The sequence below is a fragment of the Klebsiella sp. CB_Kp196 genome (assembly GCF_040061575.1).
Taxonomy (GTDB): domain Bacteria; phylum Pseudomonadota; class Gammaproteobacteria; order Enterobacterales; family Enterobacteriaceae; genus Klebsiella; species Klebsiella michiganensis.
In genome coordinates this window covers 1-15,742 of sequence record NZ_JBEAFH010000056.1, presented here as the reverse complement: position 1 = coordinate 15,742, position 15,742 = coordinate 1, and the positions used below count along the sequence as shown (strand labels likewise).

The window sequence follows — 15,742 nt, the reverse complement described above, 5'->3', positions numbered from 1 at the left end:
TACAGGTTTCTCAGGGCGAACTAGCCGGTGTTACGCATGCCTGCCGCAACGCCTGCGATGGTGACCATCAGCGCTTGTTCAACGCGCGGGTCCGGTTTTTCACCTTTCTCTTCCGCCAGACGTGAACGATGGAGCAGCTCGGCCTGGAGCACGTTCAGCGGGTCGGTATAGATATTACGTAGCTGGATGGACTCCGCGATCCACGGCAGGTCGGCCATCAGGTGGGAGTCGTTGGCGATTGCCAGTACCACGTTGATATCGGCGGACAGCAGTTCACGCAGCTCTTCGCCCAGCTTCCACAGTTCCGGTTTCACCAGACGCTGATCGTAATATTCCGCCAGCCACAGGTCGGCTTTTGAGTAGACCATCTCCAGCATGCCGAGGCGGGTAGAGAAGAACGGCCAGTCGCGGCACATGCTTTCCAGCTCGCTCTGCTTGCCGCCTTCAACGACTTTTTGCAGCGCGGCGCCGGCGCCCAGCCAGGCTGGCAGCATCAGGCGGTTTTGCGTCCACGCGAAGATCCACGGAATAGCGCGCAGCGACTCGACGCCGCCGGTCGGGCGACGTTTTGCCGGACGCGAGCCCAGCGGCAGTTTGCCCAGCTCCTGCTCCGGCGTCGCGGAACGGAAGTAAGGAACAAAATCTTTATTTTCACGCACGTAGCCGCGATACATCTCGCAGGAGACGTCGGACAGCTCGGCCATGATGTCGCGCCATTGCGCTTTTGGCTCCGGCGGCGGCAGCAGGTTGGCTTCCAGAATCGCGCTGGTGTAGAGCGACAGGCTGCTGATGGTGACTTCCGGCAGGCCGTATTTAAAGCGGATCATCTCGCCCTGTTCGGTAACGCGCAGACCGCCTTTCAGGCTTCCCGGAGGCTGAGAGAGCAGGGCCGCGTGCGCCGGCGCGCCGCCGCGGCCGATAGAACCGCCGCGACCGTGGAACAGCGTCAGTTCAATGCCGGCTTTTTCACAGGTCTTAATTAACGCGTCCTGCGCCTGATACTGCGCCCAGGAGGCGGCCATCACGCCCGCATCTTTCGCCGAGTCGGAATAGCCGATCATGACCATCTGCTTGCCCTGGATAAAGCCGCGATACCAGTCGATATTCAGCAGCTGGGTCATAACGTCGTCGGCGTTATTCAGGTCGTCCAGCGTTTCGAACAGCGGGGCGACCGGCAGCGCGAAGCCGATGCCGGCCTCTTTCAACAGCAGATGCACGGCCAGGACGTCTGACGGCGTTTTGGCCATCGAAATCACGTAGGCCGCAATAGAGCCGCGCGGCGCTTCGGAGATGACTTTGCACGTCTCGAGCACTTCGCGCGTCTCTTCGCTTGGCTCCCACTGGCGCGGCAGCAGAGGACGCTTGGAGTTCAGTTCGCGGATCAGGAAGGCCTGTTTATCGGCTTCTGACCAGCTTTCATAGTCGCCGATGCCGAGATAGCGGGTCATTTCGCCCAGCGCTTCGGTGTGGCGGGTGCTTTCCTGACGGATATCGATACGCACCAGCGGTACGCCAAAGGCTTTTACGCGGCGCAGGGTATCGAGCAGCTCGCCGTTGGCGATAATGCCCATACCGCAGGCTTGTAGCGACTGGTAACAGGCGTAAAGCGGTTCCCACAGCTGCTCGTTTTGCGTGATAAGACCCGCCGGTTTCGGCAGTTTCTGTCCTTTCAGGCGCGCTTCCAGCCAGGCCTGGGTCTCCATCAGCTGCGTGCGCAGTTTTTTCATCAGGTAACGATAGGGTTCCTGAGCGCCTTCCGCGCCTGCCAGCTCACGCAGCTCGTCGGTGCACTCAACCATCGACAGCTCGGAAATCAGCAGCTGGACATCTTTCAGGAACAGATCGGTTGCCTTCCAGCGGCTGAGCAGCAGGACGTGGCGGGTAATGTCGGCGGTCACGTTCGGGTTGCCGTCGCGGTCGCCGCCCATCCAGGACGTAAAGCGAACCGGAACAAAATCGACCGGCAGCCGATAGTTCAGGTTATCTTCCAGCTGTTCATTCAGCTCGCGCAGGTAGTTCGGTACGCCTTCCCACAGGCTATTTTCGACAACCGCGAAGCCCCATTTGGCTTCATCCACCGGGGTAGGGCGATGCTTGCGGATTTCATCGGTGTGCCACGACTGGGCAATCAGCTGGCGCAGACGGCGCATGACCTGATGACGTTCATAGTCCGCAATGTCGTTGTTATCGAGCTGCTTCAGGCAGCTGTTGATCTCGCCCATCTTGTGGATCAGCGTACGACGCGTGATTTCGGTCGGGTGCGCGGTCAGCACCAGCTCCAGCGACAGGGATTCAACGGCTTGTTTAATAATCGTTTCGTTGAGATTGGGTTGCTCTTTGAGCTTTCTCAGGGTGCGGGCAATCACTTCCGGATTACTGGCCGCTTCGCCTTTTGGCGAAATGCTGTGGTATTGCTCAGCGGTATTCGCCAGGTTCAGAAACTGGCTAAAGGCGCGCGCCACCGGCAGCAGCTCGTCGTTGGACAAGTTTTGCAGCGTGGTGAGCAGCTCCTGGCGGTTGGCTTCATTGCCAGCGCGAGAAGATTTGGACAACTTACGGATAGTTTCGACACGATCAAGAATGTTTTCTCCCAGCGCATCCTTGATGGTGTCGCCCAGCACCTTACCGAGCATACTGACATTACTACGCAAAGCGGAATATTGTTCGTTCATGTTACCCCAGACACCCCATCTCATTTTATTTTGTTATATCCGGCGCTCGATAATTTGAGCAGTGGATAAGCAACCGTCTTTTATAAAGCCACGTAAAAACCCCCACGTCAATTGTTGCGAAATCGCTTCAGCAAACGAATAAATGGCGGCAATTTGCGAAATTTAACTCGGAGGTCGCTTGATAAGCGTTGCTTATGAAAATGTGATAATTGTCACCCTCTCGCGCCGATGAAATCGCACGAGAGAATGGGTATTTAATGCCAGCAAAAATGGTGAACCACCTGAGTGATGAGCTCGCGGGTCGGCTTAATAAAGCGCGTTTCCAGGTACTCATCCGGCTGGTGGGCCTGGTTGATAGAGCCCGGGCCTAACACCAGCGTTGGGCAGAGGGTCTGAATAAACGGCGCTTCGGTACAGTAGTTGACCACGTCGGTTTGCGCGCCGAGGAGTTTTTCGACGACCTCAACCAGCTTATGGTCCGGCGGGCATTCGTAACCGGGGATCGGCGGATGCAGTTCAGAAACGGTCAGGCGACCAGGCCAACGCTCGCTCACCGGCGCCAGCGCTTCGTTAAGGAGCCCGTTGAGATCGTTGAGCGTCATTCCGGGCAGCGGACGAATATCCATATGCAGTTCGCAGCAGGCGCAAATGCGGTTGGAGGCATCGCCGCCGTGGATGGCGCCGAGATTCAGCGTCGGCCAGGGAACGGTAAAGGCGGCATAGTGATAACGCTCTTTTAAGTCGTCGCGCAGCTGCATGATGCGGCCAATGGCGTCGTGCATCAGTTCAATCGCGTTGACGCCGCGTGCCGGGTCGCTGGAGTGGCCCGACTGCCCCTGAATGCGAACCGCGTTGGACATGTGGCCTTTGTGCGCGCGTATCGGCTGCAGCGACGTGGGCTCGCCAATAATGGCGCAGTCCGGTCGCAGCTGGGTCGTCTCGGCGAAGTAGCGGGCACCGGCCATGCTGGTCTCTTCATCGGCCGTCGCCAGAATATAGAGCGGCTTTTTCAGCTGAGTGACGTCAACGTCGCGCAGGGCGTCGAGAATAAAAGCGAAGAAGCCTTTCATATCCGCGGTGCCGAGACCGTACAGCTTATTGTCGTGCTCGGTCAGGGTAAAAGGGTCGCGGGTCCAGCGGCCATCATCAAACGGGACGGTATCGGTGTGCCCGGCAAGCAGCAGGCCGCCAGCGCCGTGGCCGCTGCTGGCCAGCAGGTTGAATTTATTACGCGTATCCGGGACTGGCTGAACTTCAACATTAAAGCCGATATCGCGGAACCAGCCTGCCAGTAAATTGATTAAAGACTCATTGCTTTGATCCAGCGCCTCTTCGGTTGCGCTGATGGAAGGTGTGGCGATCAGCGCGCGGTAAATCTCGATAAAGGGCGGTAATTTGTTTTTCATTGTTGACACACCTCGGGTCGTGATAGTATCAATATTCATGCATTATTTGTGAATAAAAATACATTATCGTTGAGCGTAAGAAAACCCATCGAATGTAAGGATGATGCTCTTACGGCTCAACAGGGTGGGGAAGGCAACGGTCTTCCAGGGCAAATATACGTAAGCAAGAAGGTGAAGAGCCCCAATGTTGAACACGCTGATTGTGGGCGCCAGCGGTTATGCCGGCGCAGAGCTAGTGGCCTATGTAAATCGCCATCCTCATATGACCATAACCGCATTGACGGTCTCCGCGCAAAGCAATGATGCGGGAAAATTAGTTTCCGATTTGCATCCGCAGCTGAAAGGCATTGTCGATCTGCCGCTGCAGCCGATGTCCGATATCAGCGAGTTTAGCGCCGGAGTCGATGTCGTTTTTCTGGCTACCGCGCACGAGGTAAGCCATGACCTGGCGCCGCAGTTTCTCGCCGCTGGCTGCGTCGTGTTCGATCTTTCCGGGGCGTTCCGCGTTAATGACGGCGCCTTCTATGAAAAATATTACGGTTTCACTCATCAGCACCCTGAACTGCTGGAGCAGGCGGTTTACGGCCTGGCCGAGTGGAGCGTCGAAAAGCTAAAAGAAGCCAATCTGATCGCCGTACCGGGCTGCTACCCGACGGCGGCTCAGCTATCGTTAAAACCGCTGATCGACGCGGGGCTGCTGGATCTTAACCAGTGGCCGGTGATCAACGCGACCAGCGGAGTCAGCGGCGCCGGGCGTAAAGCCTCTATTGGCAATAGCTTCTGCGAAGTCAGCCTGCAACCCTACGGCGTTTTCAACCACCGTCATCACCCGGAAATTTCAACCCACCTGGGCGCGGACGTTATTTTTACTCCGCATCTGGGCAATTTTAAGCGTGGGATTCTGGAAACCATTACCTGCCGTCTGAAGCCTGGCGTGAGCAAAGAGCAGGTGGCGGAGGTATTCCAGCAGGCCTATGCGGATAAGCCGCTGGTACGTTTATACGATAAAGGTGTCCCTGCATTGAAAAATGTCGTGGGTCTGCCATTCTGTGATATCGGTTTTGCGGTCCAGGATGAACATATCATCGTGGTGGCGGCGGAAGATAACCTGCTGAAAGGCGCGGCCGCGCAGGCCGTGCAGTGCGCAAATATTTGTTTCGGCTTTGCTGAGACGCAGTCTCTTATTTAAGGTGTGATGATGAATCCTTTAATTATCAAACTTGGCGGCGTCCTGCTGGACAGCGAAGAAGCGCTTGAGCGCCTGTTTACGGCACTGGTGAACTACCGCGAATCCCATCAGCGCCCGCTGATTATTGTGCACGGCGGCGGCTGCGTGGTGGATGAACTTATGAAGCAGCTCAACCTGCCGGTGAAAAAGAAAAACGGTCTGCGGGTCACGCCCGCGGATCAGATCGACATTATTACCGGCGCGCTGGCGGGAACCGCCAACAAAACGCTGCTGGCGTGGGCGAAGAAGCACGGCCTGGCTGCCGTTGGGTTATTCCTTGGCGATGGCGATAGCGTCAAAGTGACGCAGCTTGATGAAGAGCTGGGTCATGTCGGATTCGCTCAGCCGGGTTCTCCGGCGCTGATTAACACGCTGCTGGCGGGCGGTTATATGCCGGTCGTTAGCTCCATCGGCGTCACCGATGAAGGCGAGTTGATGAACGTCAACGCCGACCAGGCGGCGACCGCGCTGGCGGCAACGCTCGGCGCAGACCTGATTCTGCTGTCTGACGTAAGCGGCATTCTTGATGGCAAAGGGCAGCGCATCGCGGAAATGACCGCCGAGAAGGCTGAACAGCTGATCGAGCAGGGCATTATCACCGACGGCATGATCGTCAAAGTGAATGCGGCCCTGGACGCGGCGCGGACATTAGGCCGCCCGGTCGATATCGCCTCCTGGCGCCACGCGGAGCAGCTCCCTGCACTGTTTAACGGCACGCCGATCGGCACGCGTATTCTGGCATAATCAATTTATCATTTTGTCGGCCCGGTAAGCGTAGCGCCGCCGGGTAATAAAATTCAAAGATATTAAGGAAGCATGTTATGGCACTTTGGGGTGGGCGTTTTACTCAGGCAGCGGATCAGCGGTTCAAACAGTTCAACGACTCTTTGCGCTTTGACTATCGCCTGGCGGAGCAGGATATCGTTGGCTCTGTTGCCTGGTCCAAAGCGCTGGTAACGGTGGGCGTACTGTCCGCCGATGAGCAGCTACAGCTGGAAGAGGCGCTGAACGTTCTGCTGGAAGACGTGCGGGCTAACCCGCAGCAGATCCTTGAAAGCGATGCGGAAGATATTCATAGCTGGGTGGAAGGTAAGCTGATCGACAAGGTCGGCCAGCTGGGCAAAAAGCTGCACACCGGGCGTAGCCGTAATGACCAGGTGGCGACCGACCTGAAGCTGTGGTGCAAAGATACCGTGGTGGAACTGTTGTCGGCGAATCGTCAGCTACAAAGCGCGCTGGTTGAGACGGCGGAGAATAATCAGGACGCCGTTATGCCGGGCTATACCCACCTGCAGCGCGCACAGCCGGTGACGTTTGCCCACTGGTGTCTGGCCTATGTCGAAATGCTGGCGCGTGATGAAAGCCGCCTGCAGGATGCGCTTAAACGTCTGGACGTCAGCCCGCTGGGCTGCGGAGCGCTAGCGGGTACCGCCTATGAAATCGATCGTGAACAGCTTGCCGGCTGGCTGGGCTTCGCATCGGCGACCCGCAATAGTCTGGACAGCGTGTCCGATCGCGATCACGTACTGGAACTGCTGTCCGATGCCTCAATCGGTATGGTCCACCTGTCGCGTTTTGCTGAAGATCTGATCTTCTTCAATACCGGCGAAGCGGGCTTTGTTGAGCTTTCTGACCGCGTGACTTCTGGCTCATCCCTGATGCCGCAGAAGAAAAACCCGGATGCGCTGGAGCTGATCCGCGGTAAATGCGGCCGCGTGCAGGGTGCGCTGACCGGCATGATGATGACCCTCAAAGGGCTACCGCTGGCCTACAACAAAGATATGCAGGAAGATAAAGAAGGCCTGTTTGACGCGCTTGATACCTGGCTCGACTGCCTGCATATGGCGGCACTGGTGCTCGACGGTATTCAGGTAAAACGCCCGCGTTGTGAAGAAGCCGCGCAGCAGGGTTACGCCAACGCCACCGAACTGGCGGATTACCTGGTTGCCAAAGGCGTACCGTTCCGTGAAGCGCACCATATTGTCGGTGAAGCGGTAGTGGAAGCCATTGCCCAGGGCAAGCCGCTGGAGGATCTGCCTCTGGCCGATTTGCAGAAATTTAGCCCCGTGATTGCGGATGACGTCTATCCGATTCTGGCGCTGCAGTCGTGTCTGGATAAGCGTGCGGCTAAAGGTGGCGTTTCTCCTCAGCAGGTGGCTCAGGCGATTGCCGACGCTAAACAGCGTCTGGTGTGATCCGCCTGCGGGGCTGCTTTTAAGGCGGTAAATATACGAAGCTCGGGTAACTCCGGGCTTTTTTATGCAAAAAAAGCGGACACAAGGTCCGCAAAAGTTCACGTTGGCTTTAGTTATCCGGGTAGAGAGGTGATGAGGAAGCTCAATGATTTTCTGAACTTTTCCTCATTTATGGGTTTATTATTGAACAGAAACCTTGATAGGGATAATCGTTCGTTGCTATTCTATCTATCGCCATGGACTATCGTGGCGATGGAGGATGAATAATGAATATTCGCGATCTTGAATATCTGGTAGCGCTAGCCGAACACCGCCACTTCCGCCGTGCGGCGGATTCTTGCCACGTCAGCCAACCGACGCTCAGCGGGCAAATCCGTAAGCTGGAGGATGAACTCGGCGTGATGTTGCTGGAGCGCACCAGCCGTAAGGTTCTGTTCACCCAGGCAGGGCTGCTGCTGGTGGATCAGGCGCGTACCGTGCTACGAGAAGTCAAAGTGCTTAAGGAAATGGCGAGCCAGCAGGGAGAGACCATGTCCGGGCCGCTGCATATTGGACTGATCCCGACGATTGGCCCTTATCTGTTGCCGTTGATTATCCCGATGTTGCACCAGACCTTTCCCAAGCTGGAAATGTATCTGCATGAAGCACAAACCCATCAGCTTTTAGCGCAGCTTGATAGCGGTAAGCTCGACTGCGCGATTCTGGCGCTGGTCAAAGAGAGCGAAGCGTTTATTGAGGTGCCGCTGTTTGATGAGCCCATGATGCTGGCTATCTACGAAGATCACCCGTGGGCGAACCGCGAGTGCGTGCCGATGTCGGACCTGGCCGGTGAAAAGCTGCTGATGCTGGAAGATGGGCACTGCCTGCGCGATCAGGCGATGGGCTTTTGTTTTGAAGCGGGCGCCGATGAAGATACCCATTTCCGGGCGACGAGCCTCGAAACGCTGCGTAACATGGTGGCTGCCGGTAGCGGCATCACGCTGTTGCCAGCCCTGGCCGTGCCGCAGGAGAGAAAGCGCGATGGCGTGGTCTATGTGCCCTGCATCAAGCCGGAGCCGAGACGTACCGTGGGGCTGGTTTATCGCCCGGGTTCGCCGCTGCGTAGCCGCTATGAACATCTGGCGGAGGCCATCCGCGGTAAGATGGATGGCCATTTCGACGCCGCGTTAAAACAGGCGGTTTAAGCCATTTAACGCCGCTACCCGATAGGCTTCCGCCATCGTCGGATAGTTAAAGGTGGTGTTAACGAAGTACTCAATGGTGTTACCACCGCCTTTCTGCTCCATTATCGCCTGGCCGATGTGAATAATTTCGGCCGCGCGCTCGCCAAAGCAGTGAATCCCGAGGATCTCTTTCGTTTCGCGATGAAAGAGGATCTTCAGCGTACCGACGCTCATGCCGACGATCTGCGCCCGGGCCAGATGTTTGAACTGTGCGCGACCCACCTCGTAAGGCACCTTCATTGCCGTCAGCTGCTGCTCGGTTTTACCGACGGAGCTGATTTCCGGAATAGTGTAAATCCCGGTAGGGATATCCTCAATCAGGTGCGCCGATGCCTCGCCTTTTACCAGCGCCTGGGCAGCGATGCGGCCCTGGTCGTAGGCGGCGGAGGCCAGGCTTGGATAGCCAATCACATCGCCGACGGCATAAATATGCGGCAGGGCGGTTTGATACATGCTGTTGACCTTCAGCTGGCCGCGGCTGTCGGTTTGCAGACCGATATTTTCCAGCGCCAGTGAGTCGGTGTTCCCGGTGCGGCCGTTAGCGTACAGCAGGCAGTCCGCTTTGAGCTTTTTGCCGGATTTCAGATGCATGATGACGCCGTCATCAACGCCCTCAATCTTTTCGTACTCTTCATTGTGGCGAATGACCACGCCGCTGTTCCAGAAGTGATAGGAGAGCGAGTCAGACATCTCCTGATCGAGGAACGCCAGCAGACGATCGCGGGTGTTGATCAGATCCACTTTGACTTCCATTCCCCGGAAGATCGACGCATATTCGCAGCCGATCACCCCGGCACCGTAGATGATCACATGGCGCGGTTCGTGATGCAGGCTGAGAATTGAGTCGCTGTCATAAATGCGCGGATGATGGAAGTCGACGTCTGCCGGATGGTACGGGCGTGAACCACAGGCAATCACGAACTTTTCCGCCGTCACCGTTTCCACGGTACCGTCGTGGCACTCCAGCGCGATAGTGTGTTCATCAACAAAATGGGCATTGCCCTGCAGGATTTCGCAGTGGTTACGCTCATAGAAACCCTGACGCATATGGGTTTGCTGGTTAATGACGCTGTCGGCATGATTCAGGATGTCGGCGAAGGAAGAACGAAGAAGACGGGAATGGTCGCTGTAGAGGGGATTTTGGTTAAACTCGATAATACGGCTGACGGCATGGCGGAGGGCTTTTGACGGGATGGTACCCCAGTGGGTACAACCGCCGCCGACGTTATGGTAGCGCTCAATGACGGCAACGCGTGCTCCCTGTTTCACCAGCCCCATGGCGGCACCTTCTCCGCCAGGACCGGAACCAATCACAATTGCATCATAATCCCAAGAGTGTGACATGGCATTACTCACCTGTTTTATACATAAAATAAACACGATGATAACATTCGCCGCGCTTTAACCCAATTATCGTTGTGCTTTTTTGCGGCATAAAAGCAGAAACAGCTCGTAAACAATCATTCACAATCCAGTGTAAACCGATTAGTTCTAATCTCTGGTATAGTGCCGGAAGGGCTTATGGAAGGATTCAGACAACGTGATGGGCGTAAGAGCGCAACAAAAAGAAAAAACCCGGCGTTCGCTGGTGGAAGCGGCATTCAGTCAGCTGAGTGCTGAGCGCAGTTTTGCCAGCTTGAGCCTGCGCGAAGTGGCGCGGGAAGCGGGGATCGCCCCGACGTCCTTCTATCGTCATTTTCGCGACGTCGATGAGCTGGGTCTGACCATGGTGGATGAAAGCGGGCTCATGCTGCGCCAGCTGATGCGCCAGGCGCGCCAGCGTATCGCTAAAGGCGGCAGCGTCATTCGCACCTCTGTTTCCACCTTTATGGAATTCATTGGCAACAACCCGAACGCCTTCCGCCTGCTGCTGCGGGAACGCTCCGGTACCTCCGCGGCGTTTCGTGCCGCCGTGGCGCGTGAAATTCAGCATTTTATCGCGGAACTTGCCGACTATTTAGAAATCGAAAACCATATGCCGCGCGCCTTTACCGAAGCGCAGGCTGAAGCTATGGTCACCATCGTATTTAGCGCTGGCGCCGAGGCTCTCGATGTGGGCCCGGAGCAGCGTCGACAGCTGGAAGAACGCCTGGTGCTGCAGCTCAGAATGATCTCGAAAGGCGCGTATTACTGGTATCGCCGTGAACAAGAAAAAATATCAAATCATTCCGAATAACGTGAAGGACGAGCAATGAAACACTCAGTACAAGATAGAGGTACGCTGCTGCTGGCGCTGATCGCAGGTTTATCCATTAATGGTACCTTCGCCGCGCTGTTCAGCTCCATTGTCCCTTTTTCCATCTTCCCCATTTTGTCGTTGGTGCTGACGGTTTACTGCCTGCATCAGCGCTATCAGAATCGTAGTATGCCCGTGGGTTTGCCGGGGCTCGCCGCTGCCTGTTTTATTCTCGGGGTGCTGGTTTACAGTACCGTCGTGCGCGCGGAATATCCGGACATCGGATCTAACTTCTTCCCGGCGGTTCTGTCGGTGATTATGGTGTTCTGGATTGGCTACAGGTTACGCAACCGCAAGAACGCGGTCGCTGAATAATCTCTCACCCGGCAGCAGCGCTGTTGCCGGGTTTTCTCGCGCAGCTTTACTTCTTCGTTAGCAGCACGCCGCATTCCATATGATGGGTATAGGGGAACTGGTCGAATAGCGCCAGGCGCGCGATCTCGTGGGTCTCACTGAGCGTTTCCAGGTTCTGGCATAGGGTCTCCGGATTGCAGGAGATATAGAGAATTCGCGGATACGCCTGCACCATTTTCTCCGTTTCGCTATCCAGCCCGCTGCGCGGCGGATCGACGAAAATCGTCTCGCACTGATAGCTCTTCAGATCGATTCCCTGCAGGCGGTTAAACTCCCGCACGCCGTTCATCGCCTGGGTAAACTCTTCCGCCGACATGCGGATAATCTGCACGTTATCAATGTGGTTCGCTGCAATATTGTATTGCGCCGCCGCGACGGACGGTTTGGCGATTTCCGTTGCCAGCACGCGTTCGAAATTACGCGCCAGCGCCAGCGAAAAGTTGCCGTTGCCGCAGTACAGCTCAAGCAGGTCGCCGGTTGCGCCTTTAGTGGCGTCGATAGCCCACTCCAGCATCTGAATGTTCATCGCCGCATTTGGCTGGGTGAAGCTATTCTCAACCTGACGATAGATCATTTCACGCCCGCCAACCGGCAAGCGTTCATCGATATAATCTTGATCCAGCTCGATTTTAGTTTTCGTAGCGCGGCCAATCAGGTGCACATTCAGATTTTGCGCCCGCAGCGCATCGCGCAAGCGCGCCGCCTGCTGACGCCATTCATCGTCGAGCTTTTTATGATACAGCAGCGATATCACGGCCTGGTTGCTCAGGGTGGTGAGATAATCCACCTGAAACAGTTTGTGGCGCAGTACCGGGTTATCGCGTACGCCCTCAATCACCGCGGCCATCAGCTGATTAATCAGCTCGCTGGCGGCCGGGAAAGTCTCGACCCGGATCCGGGATTTGGTCTGCTGGTCGAACATAATGTGGTACAGATCGTCGCCATCGTGCCACAGGCGAAACTCTGCGCGCATGCGGTAGTGGCTGACCGGCGAACGAAACACTTCCGGAACCGGGGCGCTAAAAGGCGCCATCATTTTCTGCAAACGGACGACTTTTTCTGCCAGCTGCGCTTCATATTGTTCGGTAGGAAGGTGTTCGGGGGTCATGATGCATCCTGAATAAAATAAGTACGCGGGGGATTGTAGGGAAAGCGCCGGGGATGTCCAGCCCTGATGATATAAGGAAATATAACGGTAGAAGTCTGGACATCTATATGTTTCTGATTATAGCATCGTGCTACCGGTCCTATGAGTTAATAGGGAATCCAGTGTAAATCTGGAGCTGACGCGCAGCGGTAAGGAAAAGTGGGATGAGCGCATTATGCAGACACTGCGGCTATTTAGCGGGAAGTCCTCGTCCATTAAACACTCCAAGCCCGAAGACCTGCCGGAATACGTCGCATTTGGTTTCTATCATCGCGTGCTACTGATAGAGCCGGCGGCATCCTTTGTTTATTACGGATGCTTTAAAAATGATTAAAAAAGCTTCGCTGATGACGGCGCTCTCCGTCACGGCATTTTCCGGCTGGGCGCAGGACAGCAATTCAGATACGTTAGTGGTCACAGCAAACCGTTTTCAACAGCCGGTCAATACGGTTCTTGCGCCGACCGATGTGGTTACCCGGGAAGATATCGATCGCTGGCAGGCGAAAGATTTAAACGATGTGATGCGCCGATTGCCTGGCGTGGACGTCGCGCAAAATGGTGGCATGGGTCAATCCTCCTCTCTGTTTATCCGTGGTACTGAAGCCAAACAAGTTCTGGTGCTGGTTGACGGCGTTCCCATGGCCCGACCGGGCATTACAAATAACCCCGATCTGAACCAGATCCCTTTGTCGCTGGTGCAGCGCGTCGAATATATCCGCGGCCCGCGTTCAGCGATTTATGGTTCCGGGGCAATGGGCGGCGTGATTAACGTCATTACGCATTCCGATAAAGAACAATCCAAAATTACCGCTGGGGTAGGATCGAAAGGCTACCAACAATATGACGGTACCCTGCGCCATCGCTTTGGCGATACGGTGGCGACGGTTGCGGGTTCTTATGAGGGTAATAAAGGCTTTAACGTTCAGCCCGATTCAACCTGGGATCACGACGGCGATCGCGACGGTTTTCGTAATAAAACGTTTTGGGGCAGCCTCGAGCATAAATTTAACGAGAATGTTGACGGTTTCTTCCGCGGACACAGCTACACCAACAACTCTGATTACGATCTGGGAAGCCCGCCGTATAGCCCGGCCTACAGCGCCGATGAAAGCCAGCTCTATAACCAGAGCTGGGATGCGGGGCTGAACTTTAATTCCGGAATTTATTCCTCCCAGCTCATCGCCAGCTATCAGAAGATAAAGGACTACAACTACAGCAGTATTTATGGCCGTTATAATGATGGGACGACGCTCGACAGGATGACGCAGCGTAACCTGCAGTGGGGCAATAACGTTATTGTCGGTCATGGCTCTGTCAGCGCAGGGGTGGACTGGCAGCAGCAGCGGTTAACTTCATCAGACACGGCGATGTCGGATACCTACAAACGTGACAATACGGGACTGTACCTGACGGGCCAGCAGCAAGTTGGCGACGTGACCCTCGAAGCGTCCGGACGTGAAGACCACGATGAGCAGTTTGGCTGGCACGGTACCTGGCAGACTACCGCAGGCTGGGAGTTTGTCGAAAATTATCGCCTGACTCTCGGCTACGGTACCGGCTTCCTCGCGCCTTCTTTAGGGCAACAGTTTGGCTCCACTCGATTTGGTATCAACGCGAATCCTAATCTGAAACCTGAAGAATCGAAACAGTGGGAAGCTGGGCTGGAAGGGCTCACCGGTCCCGTGGACTGGCGCTTGTCCGCGTACCATTACAAAATTACTAACCTGATTACCTATTATTCCGATCCTGTTACCTATGACGGGGAGTACGACAATATCAATGCCGCGACGATTAAAGGCGTGGAATGGACGGGGAGTATCGATACCGGTATTTTCAGCCATCGCGTAACGTTGCAGTATGTCGATCCGCGTAACGATGATAACGGTGAAGTGCTGGCCCGACGTTCTAAACGACAGGCAAAGTATCAGCTGGACTGGTCCATGTTTGATGTCGATATGGATGTGTCCTGGCAGTATTATGGGAAGCGTTACGATAACAACACCTCCCAGTACAACAATACGCAAAGAATTTTGCCGAGCTACAGCACGGTAGACGTTTCTGCATCGTATCCGATCACCGATCGCCTGACAGTTCGTGGTAAAATAGCTAACCTGTTCGATAAAGATTACGAGACAGCTTATGGCTACCAAACTGCAGGACGAGAATACTACTTGTCTGGCAGCTACACCTTCTGATCCACGTCCCACCGTGCTGGTGTTTGATTCCGGCGTCGGTGGGCTGTCGGTTTACAATGAGATTCGGCAGCTTCTGCCGAATCTGCATTATATCTACGCTTTCGACAACGTTGCTTTCCCCTACGGCGAGAAGAGTGAAGAGTTTATTGTTGAACGCGTCCTGGAGATTGTGACTGCGGTTCAGCAGCGTTACCCTCTGGCGCTGGCCGTTATTGCCTGTAACACCGCAAGTACCGTTTCCCTCCCCGCCTTACGCGATAAATTCGCCTTTCCGGTTGTCGGCGTCGTTCCGGCGATAAAACCGGCGGCCCGCTTAACGGCGAATGGCGTTGTTGGCCTGCTGGCGACGCGCGGAACGGTAAAACGCCCTTATACGCGCGAACTGATCTCCCGTTTTGCGAATGAATGCAAAATCGAAATGCTGGGGTCGGCAGAGCTGGTAGAACTGGCAGAGGCCAAACTGCACGGTGAACCGGTCCCGCTGGATGAACTGCGGCGTATCCTGCGTCCCTGGCTACGAATGCAGGAACCACCTGATACGGTTGTGCTGGGGTGTACGCATTTCCCTCTAATACAAGAAGAGCTGCAGCAGGTTCTGCCGGAAGGGACGAGAATGATCGACTCCGGAGCGGCGATTGCGCGTCGCACCGCCTGGCTATTAGAGCACGAAGCGCCTGACGCAAAATCGAGTGATGCCAATATTGCGTACTGTATGGCGCTGACGCCTGAAACTGAGCAGCTTTTGAGCGTTTTGCGGCGCTATGGCTTCGAGTCGCTGGAAAAACTGGCGCTTTCATAGCGTTTTGCACAAAAAAGAGACGGTTGAAAGATTTTTTGAAAACAGGGCTTGTCAACGTCTCAGAACTCCCTATAATGCGCCTCCACTGACACGGAACAACGGCTTACAGCCCGCCGGGTCAGCGGGATTCAGCGATGAATACCGGCAGAGAAAAGCGAAAATAATCGCTTGACTCTGAATGAGGAAAACGTATTATACGGGACCTCGCGACAGAGCGCTGAAGCGCGTCGCAACTGCTCTTTAACAATTTATCAGACAATCTGTGTGGGCACTCAAAGTGACATGGA

12 protein-coding genes and 1 riboswitch are annotated in these 15,742 nt (G+C 55.5%); of the genes, 8 read left to right on the top strand and 4 right to left on the bottom strand.

The features are described from left to right. Positions 1-20: 20 nt before the first annotated feature. Both ppc and argE read right to left on the bottom strand, forming a co-directional pair. A complete protein-coding gene (ppc, locus tag ABLU87_RS20050; RefSeq protein ID WP_004856030.1) occupies positions 21-2,672 on the bottom strand; it encodes a phosphoenolpyruvate carboxylase in 2,652 nt (883 codons plus the stop codon). 254 nt (positions 2,673-2,926) lie between these two features. Continuing rightward, the gene (argE, locus tag ABLU87_RS20045) at positions 2,927-4,078 is read right to left on the bottom strand and encodes an acetylornithine deacetylase (RefSeq protein WP_004127321.1); all 1,152 of its coding nucleotides are present in this window, start codon (positions 4,076-4,078) and stop codon (positions 2,927-2,929) included. 184 nt (positions 4,079-4,262) lie between these two features. On the opposite strand from argE, the gene argC reads away from it, so the two are divergent. The 4 genes from argC to oxyR all read left to right on the top strand — a co-directional run bounded on the left by argC (position 4,263) and on the right by oxyR (position 8,685). After that, positions 4,263-5,267 carry an N-acetyl-gamma-glutamyl-phosphate reductase gene (gene argC, locus ABLU87_RS20040; RefSeq protein WP_122117562.1) on the top strand — a complete coding sequence of 335 codons (1,005 nt, stop codon included), beginning with the start codon at positions 4,263-4,265 and terminating at the stop codon, positions 5,265-5,267. Between the two features lie 6 nt (positions 5,268-5,273). Then, positions 5,274-6,050 (top strand): acetylglutamate kinase, encoded by a 777-nt coding sequence (gene argB / locus ABLU87_RS20035; protein ID WP_086074234.1) that lies wholly within the window; start codon positions 5,274-5,276, stop codon positions 6,048-6,050. A gap of 77 nt (positions 6,051-6,127) precedes the next feature. Next, entirely contained in the window at positions 6,128-7,501 is a 1,374-nt protein-coding gene (gene argH, locus ABLU87_RS20030) for an argininosuccinate lyase (protein ID WP_122117563.1), read from the top strand. 266 nt (positions 7,502-7,767) lie between these two features. Further along, the gene (oxyR, locus tag ABLU87_RS20025; protein WP_014227441.1) at positions 7,768-8,685 is read left to right on the top strand and encodes a DNA-binding transcriptional regulator OxyR; all 918 of its coding nucleotides are present in this window, start codon (positions 7,768-7,770) and stop codon (positions 8,683-8,685) included. Here the strand turns inward: oxyR and sthA are convergent. Next, positions 8,668-10,068 (bottom strand): Si-specific NAD(P)(+) transhydrogenase, encoded by a 1,401-nt coding sequence (gene sthA / locus ABLU87_RS20020; RefSeq protein WP_004116922.1) that lies wholly within the window; start codon positions 10,066-10,068, stop codon positions 8,668-8,670. The two genes, oxyR and sthA, sit on opposite strands and share 18 nt — an antisense overlap. A 196-nt stretch (positions 10,069-10,264) precedes the next feature. Between sthA and fabR the strand changes: the two genes are divergently transcribed. Together fabR and ABLU87_RS20010 are read left to right on the top strand one after the other, a co-directional pair. After that, the gene (fabR, locus tag ABLU87_RS20015; protein WP_004107582.1) at positions 10,265-10,900 is read left to right on the top strand and encodes an HTH-type transcriptional repressor FabR; all 636 of its coding nucleotides are present in this window, start codon (positions 10,265-10,267) and stop codon (positions 10,898-10,900) included. A gap of 15 nt (positions 10,901-10,915) precedes the next feature. Next, positions 10,916-11,275 carry a YijD family membrane protein gene (locus ABLU87_RS20010; protein WP_004856046.1) on the top strand — a complete coding sequence of 120 codons (360 nt, stop codon included), beginning with the start codon at positions 10,916-10,918 and terminating at the stop codon, positions 11,273-11,275. 46 nt (positions 11,276-11,321) lie between these two features. On the opposite strand, the gene trmA is transcribed toward ABLU87_RS20010, so the two are convergent. Beyond that, the gene (gene trmA / locus ABLU87_RS20005) at positions 11,322-12,422 is read right to left on the bottom strand and encodes a tRNA (uridine(54)-C5)-methyltransferase TrmA (protein WP_014227442.1); all 1,101 of its coding nucleotides are present in this window, start codon (positions 12,420-12,422) and stop codon (positions 11,322-11,324) included. A 117-nt stretch (positions 12,423-12,539) separates the two neighbouring features. Beyond that, a riboswitch (cobalamin riboswitch) is annotated at positions 12,540-12,722 on the top strand. Between the two features lie 65 nt (positions 12,723-12,787). On the opposite strand from trmA, the gene btuB reads away from it, so the two are divergent. Beyond that, a complete protein-coding gene (gene btuB, locus ABLU87_RS20000) occupies positions 12,788-14,656 on the top strand; it encodes a TonB-dependent vitamin B12 receptor BtuB (protein ID WP_004856052.1) in 1,869 nt (622 codons plus the stop codon). After that, positions 14,601-15,455, top strand: a complete 855-nt coding sequence (murI, locus tag ABLU87_RS19995; RefSeq protein WP_004856053.1) for a glutamate racemase — start codon at positions 14,601-14,603, stop codon at positions 15,453-15,455. The genes btuB and murI overlap by 56 nt, the downstream gene beginning before the upstream one ends. Positions 15,456-15,742 lie beyond the last annotated feature (287 nt).

Bases quoted from the DNA above. Each gene is read 5' to 3' on its own strand.
- argB (WP_086074234.1), top strand. From the start codon at position 5,274: ATGATGAATCCTTTAATTATCAAACTTGGCGGCGTCCTGCTGGACAGC.
- trmA (WP_014227442.1), bottom strand. From the start codon at position 12,422: ATGACCCCCGAACACCTTCCTACCGAACAATATGAAGCGCAGCTGGCA.
- btuB (WP_004856052.1), top strand. From the start codon at position 12,788: ATGATTAAAAAAGCTTCGCTGATGACGGCGCTCTCCGTCACGGCATTT.
- murI (WP_004856053.1), top strand. From the start codon at position 14,601: ATGGCTACCAAACTGCAGGACGAGAATACTACTTGTCTGGCAGCTACA.
- oxyR (WP_014227441.1), top strand. From the start codon at position 7,768: ATGAATATTCGCGATCTTGAATATCTGGTAGCGCTAGCCGAACACCGC.
- ppc (WP_004856030.1), bottom strand. From the start codon at position 2,672: ATGAACGAACAATATTCCGCTTTGCGTAGTAATGTCAGTATGCTCGGT.
- argE (WP_004127321.1), bottom strand. From the start codon at position 4,078: ATGAAAAACAAATTACCGCCCTTTATCGAGATTTACCGCGCGCTGATC.
- ABLU87_RS20010 (WP_004856046.1), top strand. From the start codon at position 10,916: ATGAAACACTCAGTACAAGATAGAGGTACGCTGCTGCTGGCGCTGATC.
- argH (WP_122117563.1), top strand. From the start codon at position 6,128: ATGGCACTTTGGGGTGGGCGTTTTACTCAGGCAGCGGATCAGCGGTTC.
- sthA (WP_004116922.1), bottom strand. From the start codon at position 10,068: ATGTCACACTCTTGGGATTATGATGCAATTGTGATTGGTTCCGGTCCT.
- argC (WP_122117562.1), top strand. From the start codon at position 4,263: ATGTTGAACACGCTGATTGTGGGCGCCAGCGGTTATGCCGGCGCAGAG.